We start from the raw sequence: 15,824 nt of genomic DNA, 5'->3' as shown, positions 1-15,824 counted from the left end.
TCCCTATGTCCGCGACCCTGAGCAAACCCCTGGCACCATCCTGGGTCAGCCGATTCAAGGAACAGAGCCTGGAGCGTGGTCGCCGTTACGCGCTGGAGAATCGCGTCAGGATCGTCGAGGCCGGCGACGCCACGATCATTGCTGCCTGCGAAGGCTCTGGCGGTAACGTTTACCGTCAGACCATTCGCCTGCGCGAGTCAGCCAAGGGCACGCTGCTGATGGTCGACGCCACCTGCTCCTGCCCGGTCCACAGCAACTGCAAACATTGCGCGGCGGTGCTTCTGCAAGTGCAGGAAACCCTCGACTACCCCGCCGCAGCCAAAGACGCCGAACTCCTGGAAAAGCTCCAGGCCGTCCTGGAAAACCGCAGCCCGAAAGCCCCGCCGCAAGTGCTGGTGGACAATGTGCAGCCCGTCCCGCGCCTGTGGCTGGCGAGCATCGAGTTCAGCGCGTTCGAACCGCGCAACGGTCGAATGCAGCGTTACATCCAGCATCGTGCGGCGCTGTCTTTCAGTTATCTGGACGAGTACGTTTCCGGACAGAAAAACACCGACATCCTGATTCGCCAGGAAACCCAGACGCTGCGGATAAAACGCCACCCGGACGTGGAACAGTCCTACCGGGAACAGTTGCGAATCCTCGGCTTCAAAATCGCCACCCGGCAAAGCAAGGCCTTGCCGGAAAGCGCCGGCGAGCTTTTTGAGATGGTCAATGACAGCGCCTGGCTGACCTTTACCCTCAATGAACTGCCGAAGTTGCGCACCCAGGGCTGGGAATTGCAGATCGACGAGGACTTCGGTTTCGACCTGACGGCGGTAGACGACTGGTACGCTACGGTCGAACAGGCTCCAGAGCGCGACTGGTTCGACCTGGAACTGGGGATCATCGTCAACGGCGAACGCCTGAGCCTGTTACCGATCCTGCTCAACCTGATGCGCTCGCACACCGAAATCCTCAACCCGGAACGCCTTGCCCGACGCCGCGACGACGAGCTGATCCTGGTCAACATCCCCAATCGCCCGAACTCCGAGTACGGCCCGCTGCAAGTCGCACTGCCCTTCGGTCGCTTGAAACCGGTGCTGGCCACCCTCGGCGAGTTCTACCTGCAGGAGCCCGGCGACACCACACTGCGCCTGAGCAAGGCCGATGCCACGCGCCTGAACCCGCTGGAAGACATGCCACTGCTCTGGGAGGGTGGCGAACAGATCCGCACCTTTGCCCAGCGCCTGCGCGACATCAAGGACCACACGGCCACCGCCCCGGAAGGCCTGAATGCGACGCTGCGTCCGTATCAGCTCGAAGGCTTGAGCTGGATGCAATCGTTGCGGCGGCTGGAAGTGGGTGGAATTCTCGCGGACGACATGGGCCTGGGCAAAACCCTGCAGACACTCGCGCACGTGCTGAGCGAGAAAAACGCCGGCCGCCTGGATCGGCCTTGCATGGTGGTGATGCCGACCAGCCTGATTCCCAACTGGCTCGACGAAGCGGCGCACTTTACGCCGCAGCTCAAGGTACTGGCGCTATACGGTGCCAGCCGCAAAAAGCACTTCGACAAGCTGGCCGATTACGACCTGATCCTGACCACCTATGCGCTGCTGCCCAAGGATGTCGAACGCCTGGCGGCGCAGCCCTTGCACATACTGGTGCTGGACGAAGCGCAATACATCAAGAACCCGACCAGCAAGGCCGCCCAGGCTGCTCGCGAGCTCAACGCCCGGCAGCGCCTGTGCCTGAGCGGCACGCCGTTGGAAAACCATCTGGGCGAACTCTGGTCGCTGTTTCACTTCCTGTTACCCGGCTGGCTGGGTGACGTCAAAAGCTTCAACCGCGATTACCGCGTGCCGATTGAAAAACGCACCAGCGAGGTCAGGCTTCAGCACCTCAACGGCCGGATCAAACCTTTCCTGCTGCGCCGCACCAAGGAACAAGTGGCCACCGAGTTGCCGCCGAAAACCGAGATCATCCACTGGGTCGAACTCAACGAGGCCCAGCGCGATGTGTACGAAACCATGCGCCTGGCCATGGACAAGAAGGTCCGCGACGAAATCACCCGCAAAGGCGTGGCCCGCAGCCAGATCATCATTCTCGAAGCACTGCTCAAGCTGCGCCAGGTGTGCTGCGACTTGCGCCTGGTCAACGAGGCAACCCTGCCAAGCCGTGGCAGCACGTCGGGCAAGCTCGACAGCCTGATGGAAATGCTCGAAGAGTTGTTCGAGGAAGGTCGGCGAATCCTGCTGTTCTCGCAGTTCACCTCGATGCTGTCACTGATCGAAGACGAACTGAACAAACGCGGCGTGGCCTACGCCCTGCTGACCGGCCAGACCCGCGACCGCCGCACACCGGTGAAGGAATTCCAGAGCGGCAAGCGTCAGATCTTTCTGATCAGCCTGAAGGCCGGTGGCGTTGGCCTGAACCTGACCGAAGCGGACACGGTGATTCATTACGACCCATGGTGGAACCCGGCGACGGAAAACCAGGCGACCGACCGGGCGTACCGCATCGGCCAGGAGAAGCCGGTGTTCGTCTATAAGTTGATTGCGCGCGGCACTGTGGAAGAGAAGATTCAGCACCTGCAAAAGGAAAAATCCGACCTCGCGGCCGGCGTGCTGGATGGGCGCAAGGCCGGGGACTGGAAACTGCAGAGCGATGATATCGAGGCGTTGTTTGCGCCGCTGCCGGAAAACCTTGAAAAACGCTGAGACTTTCGGCGTTTTTTAGACCGCCATCGCGAGCAAGCTCGCGATGAGGTCAACTCGGTTTCAAGCGGGACTCAGCCCTTGAGCACCCGCGCCAGCGTCGATTTCACCTTGCCCATGCCGTCATGCAAGGCCTGCTCGATCTCGGCCATGGTGATCACGGCCGTCGACTTGCCCGCCGCCGGGTTCACCACCAGCGCCAGACAGGCGTAATCCAGTTCCAGTTCGCGGGCCAGGGCCGCTTCCGGCATACCGGTCATGCCGACGATGTCGCAGCCGTCACGCTCCAGCCGGGCGATTTCAGCCACCGTTTCCAGGCGAGGCCCTTGAGTGCAGGCATACACGCCATGACTGCTGTAGCCCACGCCTTCCGCCGCCAATGCCGCAATCAGTTGCTGACGCAACGGTTCGCTGTAGGGGTAGCTGAAGTCGATATGGGTGACGTGCTCCAGGTCATCGGCAAAGTAGGTGTGCTCACGACCGCTGGTGTAGTCGATCAACTGATGCGGCACGCAGAAATGCCCGGTGCCCATGGTGGCATGAATGCCACCCACAGCGTTGACCGCCAGAATGGCTTCGGCTCCGGCCTGCTTCAGCGCCCAGAGATTGGCGCGGTAGTTGACCTGATGCGGCGGAAAACGATGGGGATGGCCGTGACGCGCGAGGAACAGTACTTCCTTGCCGGCATACTCGCCGATCTGCACCTCGGCCGAAGGTGCGCCATAAGGCGTGTCCACTGCCAGTGACTGGCGAATGCTCAGGCCTTCGAGTTGAGTCAGGCCTGTGCCACCGATAATCGCGTAAACCGTCATAACGAACAGTCCTTAATCAATCAATTGAGCTTCTTTGAGCGCGCTGACAGCGGCCAGCCAGCGCGGGTCTTGACGGTATTCGGTGTTGGCGAACGACTGGCCGCGCATCCGCGCAATGCGCTCGGAAGGCTTGACCTTCAGGCGTTGCGCAGCGCTCAGGGCCAGTTCGGCGGCCGCACGGTCGTTGCACACCAGGCCCATGTCGCAACCGGCAGTCAGTGCCGCTTCGATACGGCTGGCGGCATCGCCGACCACGTGGGCGCCCGCCATGGACAGGTCGTCACTGAAGATCACGCCATCGAACTGCAACTCGCCGCGCAGGATGTCCTGCAACCAGCGGCGGGAGAAACCTGCGGGCTGGGAATCGACTTGTGGATAAATAACGTGGGCCGGCATGACCGCCGCCAGTTGCTTGCTCAGTTTGGCAAACGGCACCAGGTCCTTGGCGCGGATCTCGTCGAGACTGCGCTCATCATTCGGGATCGCGACGTGGGAATCCGCTTCAGCCCAGCCATGACCAGGGAAGTGCTTGCCGGTGGCCGCCATCCCGGCGCTGTTCATGCCACGGATGAATGCACCCGCGAGCAAGGCAGCGCGCTCGGGATCACCTTCGAACGAACGGGTGCCGACAACGGCGCTGCGCTGGTAATCCAGGTCCAGCACCGGGGCAAAGCTCAGGTCCAGGCCAACGGCCAACACTTCGGTGGCCATGATCCAGCCGCACTGCTCGGCCAGGTATTCGGCGTTCGGGTTATCGGCAATGGCGCGCATGGCTGGCAAGCGCACGAACCCTTGGCGCAGGCGCTGCACGCGGCCGCCCTCTTGATCCACCGCCAGCAACAGATCGGGACGAATAGCGCGGATGGCCGCACTCAGCTCGCGCACTTGACGCGGATGCTCGATGTTGCGGGCAAAGATGATCAGGCCGCCCACCTCGGGCTGGCGCAACAATTGGCGATCTTCAGCCGTCAGCCAGGTACCGGCGACGTCCACCATCAACGAGCCTTGCAAGCCAGCAGTCATAAAAATTCCTTGATAACAGAAAACCCGGCCTACACGAATTCGCCGCCAGACGCTATGCCCGGCAGGTCGGCGATATCAATGGGAAACGGGTTCAGAACGAGAGTCGGCATGGGCGGCTAGCTTAGCGGATGTCAGCTGCCGCGCCCACCCGTGTGCGGTTAAACCTTGGCGGCAACCGGTGTCGATTTGCTACGCGGACGCAACTGGGCCGTAGCCATGGCCGTGTCAGTAACGCCGGATTCGGCACGCATGCCGGCAGCCAGGAATGGCACCATCAGGCGCATGACCTGCTCGATGGAGGTGTTCACGCCGAAATCGGTTTCGGCAATCGCGCGCAAGGCCTTGATACCGGACATGCTGAACGCCGCCGCACCCAGCATGAAGTGCACGCGCCAGAACAGTTCGATGGGCGGAATACGCGGCGCCGCTTCGTTGACCAGCATCATGTAGCGGCGGAACACCTTGCCGTACATGTCTTCCAGATAACGACGCAAGTGCCCCTGACTCTGACTGAACGCCAGCCCCAGCAGACGCATGAAAATAGAAAGATCGTTGCCACTGCGCGGCTGCACCACCAGTGCCTGCTCGACGAGGATTTCCAGCAACTCTTCGAGCGTCGGCTTGATTTCAGGCTTGGCCTGACGCCGCTCCAGCTCTTTATCGAGGCTGATGCAGAACGGCCCGAGGAACCGCGAGAAAACCGCTTGAATCAACGCCTTCTTCGAACCGAAGTGATAGTTCACCGCCGCCAGGTTGACACCCGCCTTGCTGGTGATCAGACGCAACGAGGTTTCGGCGAAACCTTTTTCCGCGAACAACTGCTCGGCTGCATCAAGAATGCGTTCAACGGTTTCCGACTGGGCCATGGCTACTCCGCCTGACAAACACTTGTTTGAAACATACGTTTCAGCCTGTGCATTGTCAAGTCTGGCAGTTCGTTTTGGGAATGGTCGGTCAGACATTTAACCACACAACGGCGAAGCTTCAATCCACTGACTGTTTGACCGTCCGGCGGCGACTGAAAAATGGGGCATTGCCAAGACCGCCGCACTGTATATAATCCCAGTCACTGTATAAAAAAACAGAGCGATCGATATGCTAAAGCTGACGCCACGACAAGCAGAGATTCTGGCTTTCATCAAACGCTGCCTGGAAGACAACGGGTATCCACCCACCCGTGCGGAAATCGCTCAGGAACTGGGTTTCAAATCGCCCAATGCGGCGGAAGAACACCTCAAGGCACTGGCCCGCAAGGGTGCAATCGAGATGACGCCTGGCGCCTCCCGTGGCATTCGCATCCCAGGATTCGAAGCCAAGGCCGACGATTCCACCCTGCCGATCATTGGCCGGGTCGCAGCCGGCGCCCCGATTCTTGCGCAGCAACACATCGAAGAGTCCTGCAACATCAATCCCGCCTTCTTCCATCCGCGCGCCGACTACCTGCTGCGCGTCCATGGGATGAGCATGAAGGATGTTGGCATTTTCGACGGCGACCTGCTGGCGGTTCACACCACCCGCGAAGCCCGTAACGGTCAGATCGTGGTTGCGCGAATCGGCGACGAAGTGACCGTCAAGCGCTTCAAGCGTGACGGCAGCAAAGTCTGGCTGATCGCCGAGAACCCCGAGTTCGCCCCTATTGAAGTGAACCTTCAAGACCAGGAACTGGTGATCGAAGGCTTGAGTGTCGGCGTCATTCGCCGCTAAAGGAGGCACCATGCAGTTCCCACAGACATCACCACAGCAAACCCAACTGCCGTTGTTCGAAGCGTTCATGGCACAGCCATTGGCGCCGATTCTGAAAGACGTAGTCGAGTCCCCCTGGAGCGCCGAACCTGACGTTTTCAGCGAGCTGTCACTGCGTGGTGCAACCGGGAACTGCCTGAGCCTTCTGGCACCGATCCTCAGGGAATTGAGCCAGGACCAGGATGCACGCTGGCTGACACTGATCGCGCCGCCCGCCAGCCTGACCCAAGCCTGGCTGCGAGATGCCGGCCTCAACCGCGAGCGCATTCTGTTGCTGCAACCGCGGGGCACCCAGAGCGCCCAGCAACTGACCTGCGAAGCCCTGCGCCTGGGTCGTAGCCACACGGTGGTCAGCTGGATCAACCCGTTGAGCCCCCAATCGCGGCAACAACTGATCAGCGCCGCCCGCACCGGGGACGCTCAGAGCCTGAATATTCGACTGGGTTAACCGACAAGCAAGACGCGCGCTTCACCGCGCCAGGCTTCTCCAGGGACAGAGAAGCCGATGAGTAACGACATCAAGAAAAGCGACAGACGGGGGTCAATGAAGAACCCGCGACCCCTCTTCCTTGTCGAATTCGCCTTCAACCAGGCGACCGGCCATCTGAACACCGACGCTCAACATCGCCTTGGCGACTTCCACGTGCTGCCCTTGCAGGAATGCCTTGGCGTCCTCGGAGAAATCCAAAGTAACCAGAGAACCCTCGTCCTCGGCCCTGCGCAGCTCGATACGGCCGTCTGGTAACTCGACAATTTCTAGAAAGGACGTTGGCATAAAGGACTGTTCTCCACGAAAGGCGGGGATTATATAGGCATCGGCCAGGCTTCGCTCGGGATCTTGACCAGATGCCATCCCAAAACTGTTTCTGTCAGCACTCGTTCAGGCCTTCGCGAAAGCGGATCGCCAATCCTTTCAGATTCTGACGCCAGCTCTCCAACTCCTCCCGACTCAGCTCTTCCGGCGCTTCCTCTTCATCCAGATTGACAGCCAGGATCAGTGGCTGGGTCACGTCCCCTTTCGGCTTGTGGGGCGCGCGCGGCGGCTGAAACAACGCAGCATGGGCAGCCAACAACTTGGCCAACCAGGTTTCCGGATTATTGGCCAGTTCGACCAGCTCAGCCATTTCCGGAATGACGATGGTTTCCAGCACCTCGCGAGTCAGCAACAACTCCGCACGGGGCGCATTGGCCTGAGGCAAGCGATAGAAACCGGCGATTTCGTGACACAGACCCAACAGCGCGCCGTACAGGTGAAACAGCGCGGATTCGCGTCCAGCCTGGATCAGCGCCAGCGAATTCATCGCCCGCCCCTCTTCAGTGCGGGCCAGTGCTTCGAGCGACAAGCCGGCGAAATAAATCTTCTGATTGGTGCGGGTATACAGTTCGTGGGCCATGACGGCAGCCTCCACAACGAAATAATTGCTTCATGCAGGTTGGACAGTGTCGTGGATCAGCCGATCCAACCGCAAGCCCCCCTTTTTTTTACAGGAGCACAACAAAGGCCGCATGAAAACCCGAGGGTTCTCATGCGGCCTTTTCATTGCTGTGACGCTTTACGCTTTCGCAGCTGGACGCTTGTCTTCGACCGTCCACTTGCCGCCGTCGTAGAACGCTTTCCAGCCAGTCGGCTTACCGTCGACTTCGGTCTGCACGTACTGTTCCTTGGTCTTGCGACTGTAACGAATCACAGTCGGGAGGCCATCCGGATCTTTCTTCGGCGCTTCGCAGAGGAAGTGATACTTCGGATCGATCTCATCCTTGTGCGGGATGATTTCCATCACCAGCGGAGCACGAGTCTCACGGTTTTTCGGGAACTGGCTGGCCGCCAGGAACAGGCCGGATGCACCGTCGCGCAGGATGTAGGTGTCGTTGACCTTTTCGCATTTCAGCTCAGGCATCTTCACCGGATCCATCTTCGGCGGCGCCGCGTCACCGCTCTTCAGCAGTTTGCGGGTGTTCTTGCAGGTGGCATTGGTGCAACCGAAGAACTTGCCGAAACGGCCGGTCTTGAGTTGCATCTCGCTGCCACACTTGTCGCACTCCAGGCTCGGACCTTCATAGCCCTTGATGCGATAAGTGCCCTCTTCGATTTCGTAGCCATCGCAATCCGGGTTGTTACCGCAGATGTGCAGCTTGCGCTTTTCATCGAGCAGGTAGGCATCCATCGCCGTGCTGCAGATCGGGCAACGATGCTTGCCACGCAACACCAGCGATTCCGATTCACCCTCGTCGTCCGCAGCGATCTCGTCGCCCGGCACCAGGTTGACGGTGGCCTTGCAGCGCTCTTTCGGCGGCAGGCTGTAGCCCGAGCAACCGAGGAACACACCAGTCGATGCGGTACGAATCTGCATCGGCCGGCCGCAAGTGGTGCACGGAATGTCAGTCATGACAGGCTGATTGGCACGCATGCCGTGTTCCGGGCTTTCGGCCACTTCGAGTTTCTTCTTGAAGTCACCGTAGAACTCGTCGAGCACGTTTTTCCAGTCGCGTTCGCCCTGGGCCACGTCATCGAGGTGCTCTTCCATGCCGGCGGTGAAGCCGTAGTCCATCAGGTTGGAGAAACTCTCAGCCAGACGCTCGGTGACGATGTCGCCCATCTTTTCCGAGTAGAAACGACGGTTGTGCAGCGCCACATAGCCGCGGTCCTGGATGGTCGAAATGATCGCCGCATAGGTCGAAGGACGACCGATGCCGCGTTTTTCCATTTCTTTTACCAGGCTGGCTTCCGAGTAACGTGCCGGCGGCTTGGTGAAGTGCTGGGTCGGATCAAGCTTGATCAGCTTCATCGCGTCGCCCTGGGCCATGTCCGGCAGTACGTCGTCATCACCTGGCTTGGCGATTTGCGGCATGACGCGGGTGTAACCGTCGAACTTCAGGATGCGGCCCTTGGCGCGCAGCTCGAAGTCGCCGGCACCCACAGTGACCGTGGTCGACAGGTATTGCGCCGGCAGCATCTGGCAAGCGAGGAACTGGCGCCAGATGAGCTCGTAGAGGCGCTCAGCGTCACGCTCCATGCCCGACAGCTTGCTTGGCTCGGTATTGGCGTCGGACGGACGAATCGCTTCGTGAGCCTCTTGTGCGCCTTCCTTGCTGCTGTAGACGTTCGGGGTTTCCGGCAGGTACTTCTTGCCGAACTCGCCTTCAATATAGGTACGCGCCATCGCCACGGCATCAACCGAAAGGTTGGTGGAGTCGGTACGCATATAGGTGATATAGCCAGCTTCGTACAAACGCTGGGCCATCATCATGGTCTTCTTCACACCGAAGCCCAGGCGGTTACTCGCGGCCTGCTGCAGGGTGGAGGTGATGAATGGCGCCGACGGCTTGCTGCTGGTCGGCTTGTCTTCGCGCTTGACGATGCTGTAGCTGGAAGCCTTGAGCTTCTCCAGCGCGGCCATGGCCTGGGTTTCGTTGAGCGGCTTGAAGGCTTCGCCCTTTTCGCGAGCCACGTCGAAACGCACGGTCGCGCCTTTGGCGGTACCGAGGTCGGCATGAACTTCCCAGTATTCTTCAGGGATGAACGCGCGGATTTCACGTTCACGCTCGACCACCAGCTTCACGGCAACCGATTGCACGCGACCGGCGGACAGACCGCGAGCGATCTTGGCCCACAGCAGCGGCGAAACCATATAGCCCACGACGCGGTCGAGGAAGCGACGCGCCTGCTGGGCGTTGACGCGGTCGATATCCAGCTCGCCCGGTTTCGAGAAGGCTTCCTGAATCGCCTTCTTGGTGATTTCGTTGAACACCACGCGCTTGTAGCGGGTGTCGTCACCACCGATGGCTTCGCGCAGGTGCCAGGCAATGGCTTCCCCCTCGCGGTCCAAGTCGGTTGCGAGATAGATGGTGTCAGCATCCTTGGCGAGCCGGCGCAGCTCTTCGATGACTTTTTCCTTGCCCGGGAGGATCTCGTACTTGGCTTTCCAGCCATGGTCCGGATCGACACCCATGCGTGCGACCAGCTGCTTGCGCGCTTTTTCTTTCGGCGACAGTGCCGGCACTTCACCCGCAGCAGCCTTGCCGCGCTTGGCGGCTGGCTCTTTGCTGGCGCTAGCCGAACCGCTGGTGGGCAGGTCTCGGATATGGCCGATACTCGACTTCACCACGTATTCGTTGCCCAAATACTTGTTGATGGTCTTGGCCTTAGCCGGGGATTCCACAATGACCAGCGATTTGCCCATGGATCAGAAAATTCCTGAATTCGAGAAGTGAAAGGCGGTTGGCGCCTGACGCGGCACCGCTATATATAGTGGCAACAAGGTGAGGTCAAGCGCAGGGTTTTGCGCGCACTCAGCTTATGCCTTGTTGAAAAGGCTTTCTTCGGCCTGCACCAAAGCAAAGCGTGGCACCTGTTCGCCGTCAACTTCGACGGACTCCAGGAACATGCTCAAGGGACGCACCCAAAAGCCGTAATCGCCATACAGGGCTTGATAGAAGACCACTTCTTCTTCGGTTTCCGAATGCCGCGCAACACTGAATACGCGGTACTGCGGACCTTTGTAATGTTGGTAGAGCCCAGGTTGTATCGGCATGCTTTGGCCCTCACTGAAATTTTTTCAAAATAAAAACAAAAATAAATCCGGAAAAACAAAAACCGGGGCACTTGGCCCCGGCTTCCATCAACGAGACGCTTAAACGCGTTCGAAGACGGTGGAGATGCCTTGGCCGAGACCAATGCACATGGTGGCTACCCCGAAGGTACCGCCATTCTGCTTCATCACATTGAGCAAAGTGCCGGAGATACGCGCACCAGAGCAACCGAACGGGTGACCCAGGGCGATCGCGCCGCCGTGCAGGTTAACCTTCTCGTTCATCTTGTCGAGCACTTTCAGATCTTTCAGCACTGGCAGGGCCTGTGCGGCGAAAGCTTCGTTGAGCTCGAAGAAGTCGATGTCGGAGATGCCCAGACCCGCGCGCTTCAGTGCTTTTTGTGTGGCCGGTACTGGACCATAGCCCATGATTGCCGGATCCACACCTGCCACCGCCATCGAGCGAATCACCGCCAGAGGCTGAATGCCCAGGTCCTGTGCACGCTGCGCCGACATCACGATCATGCACGAGGCACCATCGGTGATCTGCGACGAGGTACCGGCTGTCACGGTGCCGCCCTTTGGATTGAACGCTGGCTTGAGAGCCGCCAGGCTTTCCAGGGTGGTTTCCGGACGAATGGTTTCGTCGTAGTCGAAGGTTTTCAGGAAACCGTTCTCGTCATAGCCCTGCATCGGGATGATTTCGTCTTTGAACTTGCCTTCCACGGTCGCCTTGTGGGCGAGTTGGTGGGAGCGCACGCCGAAAGCGTCCTGTTGCTCGCGAGTGATGCCGTGCATCTTGCCCAGCATTTCCGCGGTCAAGCCCATCATGCCCGAGGCTTTCGCCGCGTACAGCGACATATGCGGGTTCGGATCGACACCGTGCATCATGCTCACGTGGCCCATATGCTCGACGCCACCAACCACGAAAACGTCACCGTTGCCGGTCATGATCGCTTGTGCAGCAGTGTGCAGAGCACTCATGGACGAGCCACACAGGCGGCTGACAGTCTGGCCGGCCGAAGTGTGCGGGATCTGGGTCATCAGCGACGCCATGCGCGCGATGTTCCAGCCCTGCTCCAGGGTCTGGTTCACACAGCCCCAGATCACATCTTCGACTTCGTTCGGGTCGACCTTGACGTTACGTTCCAGCAGTTTGCTGATCAGGTGCGCCGACATGTCTTCGGCGCGGGTGTTGCGGTGCATGCCGCCCTTGGAGCGGCCCATCGGAGTACGACCGAAGTCGACAATCACGACGTCTCTAGGATTCAAGCTCATAAGTTCACTCTCACTCTAGTTGGGGGCGCTTAACCGAAGAAGCTCTGGCCGTTCTTGGCCATTTCGCGCAGCTTCGCGGTCGGGTGGTACAGCGCGCCCAAATCAGCGTACTGGTCAGCCAGGGCAACGAACTCTGCCACACCGAGCGAGTCGATGTAACGCAGCGCACCGCCACGGAATGGAGGGAAACCAATACCGTAGACCAGACCCATGTCGGCTTCGGCAGCGGTTTCGACGATGCCGTCTTCCAGGCAACGCACGGTTTCCAGGCACAGCGGGATCATCATCCAGTTGATGATGTCTTCGTCGGTGACTTCGCGCTGCTCGTAAACGATCGGCTTGAGCACCTCCAGCACCGAAGGATCGGCAACTTTCTTCTGCTTGCCCTTCTTGTCGGTCTCGTAGGCGTAGAAGCCCTTGCCGTTCTTCTGGCCCAGGCGCTTGGCTTCATAGAGCACGTCGACGGCCGAGCGACGGTCGTCCTTCATGCGGTCCGGGAAGCCTTCAGCCATCACGTCACGACCGTGGTGGCCGGTGTCGATGCCGACCACGTCCATCAGGTATGCCGGGCCCATCGGCCAGCCGAATTTTTCCATGATCTTGTCGATACGGACGAAGTCCACACCGGCGCTGACCAGCTTGGCGAAACCGCCGAAGTACGGGAACAGGACGCGGTTGACCAGGAAGCCCGGGCAATCGTTGACGACGATCGGGTTCTTGCCCATTTTCTTGGCGTAGGCAACGGTGGTGGCAACCGCCAGCTCGCTGGACTTCTCACCACGGATCACTTCCACCAGCGGCATCATGTGCACCGGGTTGAAGAAGTGCATGCCGACGAAGTTTTCCGGACGCTTGAGGGCCTTGGCCAGCAAGGTGATGGAAATGGTCGAGGTGTTGGACGCCAGGATGGTGTCCTCCTTGACCTTGTCTTCGACTTCAGCCAGTACCGCTTGCTTGACCTTCGGGTTCTCGACGACCGCTTCGACCACCAGGTCCACGTGACCGAAGTCGCCGTAAGACAGGGTTGGACGGATGCCGTTGAGCACTTCAGCCATTTTCGCGGCGGTCATGCGACCTTTATCAACGCGGCCAACCAGCAGCTTGGCGGCTTCGGCCAGACCCTGCTCGATACCGTGCTCGTTGATGTCCTTCATCAGGATCGGCGTGCCTTTGGAAGCCGACTGATAGGCGATACCGCCACCCATGATGCCGGCGCCCAGTACGGCGGCCTGCTTCACGTCCTTGGCGATTTCGTCGTAGGCCTTGGCCTTTTTCTTCAGTTCCTGATCGTTCAGGAACAAGCCGATCAAGCTCTGCGCGGCAGAGGTCTTGGCCAGCTTCACGAAACCGGCAGCTTCAATTTCCAGCGCCTTGTCGCGACCGAAGTTCGCGGCTTTCTGGATGGTCTTGATCGCTTCAACCGGCGCCGGGTAGTTCGGGCCAGCCTGGCCGGCCACGAAACCCTTGGCGGTTTCGAAAGCCATCATTTGTTCGATGGCGTTCAGCTTGAGCTTTTCCAGCTTCGGCTGGCGCTTGGCCTTGTAGTCAAACTCGCCGGAGATGGCGCGCTTGATCAATTCCAGCGCGGCGTCCTGCAGCTGCTCAGGAGCAACCACTGCATCGACGGCGCCGACTTTCAGCGCGTCTTCAGGACGGTTTTCCTTGCCGGCGGCAATCCACTCGATGGCGTTGTCGGCACCGATCAGGCGCGGCAGGCGCACAGTACCGCCGAAGCCTGGGTAGATGCCCAGCTTGACTTCCGGCAGACCGATCTTGGCCTTGGTGGACATGACGCGGTAGTCCGCCGCCAGGCACATTTCCAGACCGCCACCCAACGCGATGCCGTTGATGGCAACAACAGTCGGGACGTTGAGGTCTTCGAAATCGCTGAAAATCTTGTTGGCTTCGAGGTTGCCAGCAACAAGTTCTGCATCCGGCAGCTTGAAGTTGTCGACAAATTCGGTGATGTCGGCGCCGACGATGAACACGTCCTTGCCACTGCTGACGATCACGCCCTTGATCGAAGCATCTGCCTTGATAGTGTCTACGGCCTGACGCAGTTCGTTCAGGGTTAGACGGTTGAACTTGTTGACGGACTCACCCTTGAGGTCGAACTTCAGTTCGACGATGCCACTTTCAAGAGCCTTAACCGTGATGGCTTTACCTTCGTAAATCATCAACTGATCTCCACGATATGGAAGCTGAACAGTACACGTCGGACGCAGGCGAATGGCTCGGCAGGGACGTTGATCGTCAATGCTACGCCCATTCCCCCGGCACACCCGCCAACGCGATAGTCGGGATTCTGTAGGAGCGGTCTGAAATACAAACGCTCAATTCATACGCCCGTTTGATTTGGGTACGTCACCTTCACGGAATTTCCGACAATTGTCAATCGCCTGAAAAACGGGTTGAAACGCGACTTTCCGGTCATTTCCGTACTGCGAAGACCTTAAACACGCCGAAGCATGCAAGGTCATTCATAGAATCAATTGTTAGAAAAGTCGCCCTAATTCGCTGCAGCCCGTGTTTAACAAGCTACGCTGGCGAAACCAAGGGGAAAATTGTGAACGCTTTTGGCGAATGCCCAGCGTAAGATCAGCCAACACCGATTTACCGGCCTGCCTGGCCAACCCGCCCGATGATTTTGTCGGGCTTTTTATTGCCTGATGATTTTTGCTGCTTGCGGTATCAGGCCAATGCCTTGAGGGTGGCATCAATCTGTTGCAATACCTCGGCCTCGCCCTTCTCGCCCCAATACAGGGCGATTATTTGCTTGTCAGCCTCGACCTTGAAGACATTGCCTGGCAATTTCTCGAAATGATCGAGTAGCGACCGATCTTCACAGATTTCCTGCCATTGATTGACCCAGACACCCGGTGATTTTTGCCAGTAACTCCAGCACGCCGGCCGACTGCCACGCCGCGGACGATGGTACTGGGCGCAGGGGCTCGGCGGCTCCTGGCTGAGCCAGTGCGGCCATTCCTGAGGTGCCAGTTGCATGGCCAGCCCGATGCGCCGAGCCTCCATCCGCAAGGCTATGCGCCCGCTCTGAACTCGCGACGGCCGCAACCATGCCAGCGGACTCAGCACCACCAGCAGGATTGACACCACTATCCAGACCGTCATATCTGTACTCCCGAATTTGAATGAGCCCATTGTGTCACTTTGGAGCCAATGCGCTTGAAACCAGCCATACTTACCAATATTGCATCCCTCAGGAGGAGCACCTCATGCCCTACAACCATATTCTGGTCGCTGTAGATCTGACCGAAGAGTGCGACCCTGTGATTCACCGCGCTCGCGAACTGTCGGTGAGCAACGGTGCGAAATTGTCGCTGGTGCACATTGTCGAACCGATGGCGATGGCCTTCGGCGGCGACGTGCCGATGGACCTGTCACAACTGCAACAGCAGCAGTTCGATCAGGCCAAGGAGCGCCTTGACCGCTTGATCCTGAAATATCCGGAGCTCTCCAGGGAATACAGCCACCTGACCTACGGCCAGCCACGCCAGGAGATCCACCACCTGGCCAAGGAGCAAACCTGCGACCTGATCGTGGTGGGCAGCCATGGCCGGCATGGCCTGGCACTGCTGCTGGGCTCCACCGCCAATGACGTGCTGCACGGCGCGCCTTGCGATGTGCTGGCGGTGCGCCTGCAGAACAAATCCTGACGCTGTACATCACCTGTAGGAGCGAGCCTGCTCGCGATGAGGCACTGTCAGTCGATATCAATGTTGACT

At 59.3% G+C, this 15,824-nt stretch carries 14 protein-coding genes; 4 read left to right on the top strand and 10 right to left on the bottom strand.

Features of this window, described 5'->3' with window-relative positions; genetic code table 11:
• Nucleotides 1–5: 5 nt before the first annotated feature.
• Nucleotides 6–2,699, top strand: a complete 2,694-nt coding sequence (locus tag VC35_RS15960; RefSeq protein WP_046041403.1) for a DEAD/DEAH box helicase — start codon at nucleotides 6–8, stop codon at nucleotides 2,697–2,699.
• 71 nt (nucleotides 2,700–2,770) lie between these two features.
• Here VC35_RS15960 and VC35_RS15955 read toward each other — a convergent pair whose 3' ends face one another.
• The 3 genes from VC35_RS15955 to VC35_RS15945 all read right to left on the bottom strand — a co-directional run bounded on the left by VC35_RS15955 (nucleotide 2,771) and on the right by VC35_RS15945 (nucleotide 5,397).
• Nucleotides 2,771–3,508: an S-methyl-5'-thioinosine phosphorylase gene (locus VC35_RS15955; RefSeq protein ID WP_046041401.1), complete on the bottom strand. Its 738-nt coding sequence runs from the start codon at nucleotides 3,506–3,508 to the stop codon at nucleotides 2,771–2,773.
• Nucleotides 3,509–3,520: 12 nt separating this feature from the next.
• Nucleotides 3,521–4,519 carry a beta-N-acetylhexosaminidase gene (nagZ, locus tag VC35_RS15950; RefSeq protein WP_185754798.1) on the bottom strand — a complete coding sequence of 333 codons (999 nt, stop codon included), beginning with the start codon at nucleotides 4,517–4,519 and terminating at the stop codon, nucleotides 3,521–3,523.
• A gap of 170 nt (nucleotides 4,520–4,689) precedes the next feature.
• The gene (locus tag VC35_RS15945; protein ID WP_007974041.1) at nucleotides 4,690–5,397 is read right to left on the bottom strand and encodes a TetR/AcrR family transcriptional regulator; all 708 of its coding nucleotides are present in this window, start codon (nucleotides 5,395–5,397) and stop codon (nucleotides 4,690–4,692) included.
• A gap of 229 nt (nucleotides 5,398–5,626) precedes the next feature.
• Here VC35_RS15945 and lexA point away from each other — a divergent pair, with 229 nt between their 5' ends.
• Together lexA and sulA are read left to right on the top strand one after the other, a co-directional pair.
• Nucleotides 5,627–6,235, top strand: a complete 609-nt coding sequence (gene lexA / locus VC35_RS15940) for a transcriptional repressor LexA (RefSeq protein ID WP_007974043.1) — start codon at nucleotides 5,627–5,629, stop codon at nucleotides 6,233–6,235.
• Between the two features lie 10 nt (nucleotides 6,236–6,245).
• The gene (gene sulA / locus VC35_RS15935; protein WP_046041397.1) at nucleotides 6,246–6,722 is read left to right on the top strand and encodes an SOS-induced cell division inhibitor SulA; all 477 of its coding nucleotides are present in this window, start codon (nucleotides 6,246–6,248) and stop codon (nucleotides 6,720–6,722) included.
• A gap of 93 nt (nucleotides 6,723–6,815) precedes the next feature.
• On the opposite strand, the gene VC35_RS15930 is transcribed toward sulA, so the two are convergent.
• From VC35_RS15930 to VC35_RS15900, 7 genes are all read right to left on the bottom strand, one after another.
• Nucleotides 6,816–7,049, bottom strand: coding sequence for a hypothetical protein (locus VC35_RS15930; protein ID WP_046041430.1), 234 nt, complete (start codon nucleotides 7,047–7,049; stop codon nucleotides 6,816–6,818).
• A 94-nt stretch (nucleotides 7,050–7,143) separates the two neighbouring features.
• Nucleotides 7,144–7,668 carry a DUF6586 family protein gene (locus VC35_RS15925; protein WP_046041395.1) on the bottom strand — a complete coding sequence of 175 codons (525 nt, stop codon included), beginning with the start codon at nucleotides 7,666–7,668 and terminating at the stop codon, nucleotides 7,144–7,146.
• A 159-nt stretch (nucleotides 7,669–7,827) separates the two neighbouring features.
• Complete coding sequence (topA, locus tag VC35_RS15920; protein WP_046041393.1) at nucleotides 7,828–10,455, bottom strand: type I DNA topoisomerase; 2,628 nt, start codon at nucleotides 10,453–10,455, stop codon at nucleotides 7,828–7,830.
• A 114-nt stretch (nucleotides 10,456–10,569) separates the two neighbouring features.
• Nucleotides 10,570–10,806: a DUF1653 domain-containing protein gene (locus VC35_RS15915; protein WP_046041390.1), complete on the bottom strand. Its 237-nt coding sequence runs from the start codon at nucleotides 10,804–10,806 to the stop codon at nucleotides 10,570–10,572.
• Between the two features lie 99 nt (nucleotides 10,807–10,905).
• On the bottom strand, nucleotides 10,906–12,081 hold the full coding sequence (gene fadA, locus VC35_RS15910; RefSeq protein ID WP_008023006.1) for an acetyl-CoA C-acyltransferase FadA: 1,176 nt from the start codon (nucleotides 12,079–12,081) through the stop codon (nucleotides 10,906–10,908).
• 29 nt (nucleotides 12,082–12,110) lie between these two features.
• Entirely contained in the window at nucleotides 12,111–14,258 is a 2,148-nt protein-coding gene (gene fadB, locus VC35_RS15905) for a fatty acid oxidation complex subunit alpha FadB (RefSeq protein WP_046041387.1), read from the bottom strand.
• Between the two features lie 514 nt (nucleotides 14,259–14,772).
• Nucleotides 14,773–15,210, bottom strand: a complete 438-nt coding sequence (locus VC35_RS15900; protein ID WP_046041384.1) for a hypothetical protein — start codon at nucleotides 15,208–15,210, stop codon at nucleotides 14,773–14,775.
• Nucleotides 15,211–15,314: 104 nt separating this feature from the next.
• Between VC35_RS15900 and VC35_RS15895 the strand changes: the two genes are divergently transcribed.
• Nucleotides 15,315–15,755, top strand: a complete 441-nt coding sequence (locus VC35_RS15895) for a universal stress protein (protein WP_046041383.1) — start codon at nucleotides 15,315–15,317, stop codon at nucleotides 15,753–15,755.
• Nucleotides 15,756–15,824 lie beyond the last annotated feature (69 nt).

The sequence above is a fragment of the Pseudomonas fluorescens genome (genome assembly GCF_000967965.1).
In the GTDB taxonomy this organism is placed as follows: domain Bacteria; phylum Pseudomonadota; class Gammaproteobacteria; order Pseudomonadales; family Pseudomonadaceae; genus Aquipseudomonas; species Aquipseudomonas grandcourensis.
The sequence above is the reverse complement of the archived record's forward strand: the minus strand, read 5'-3'. Positions and strand labels throughout refer to the sequence as shown.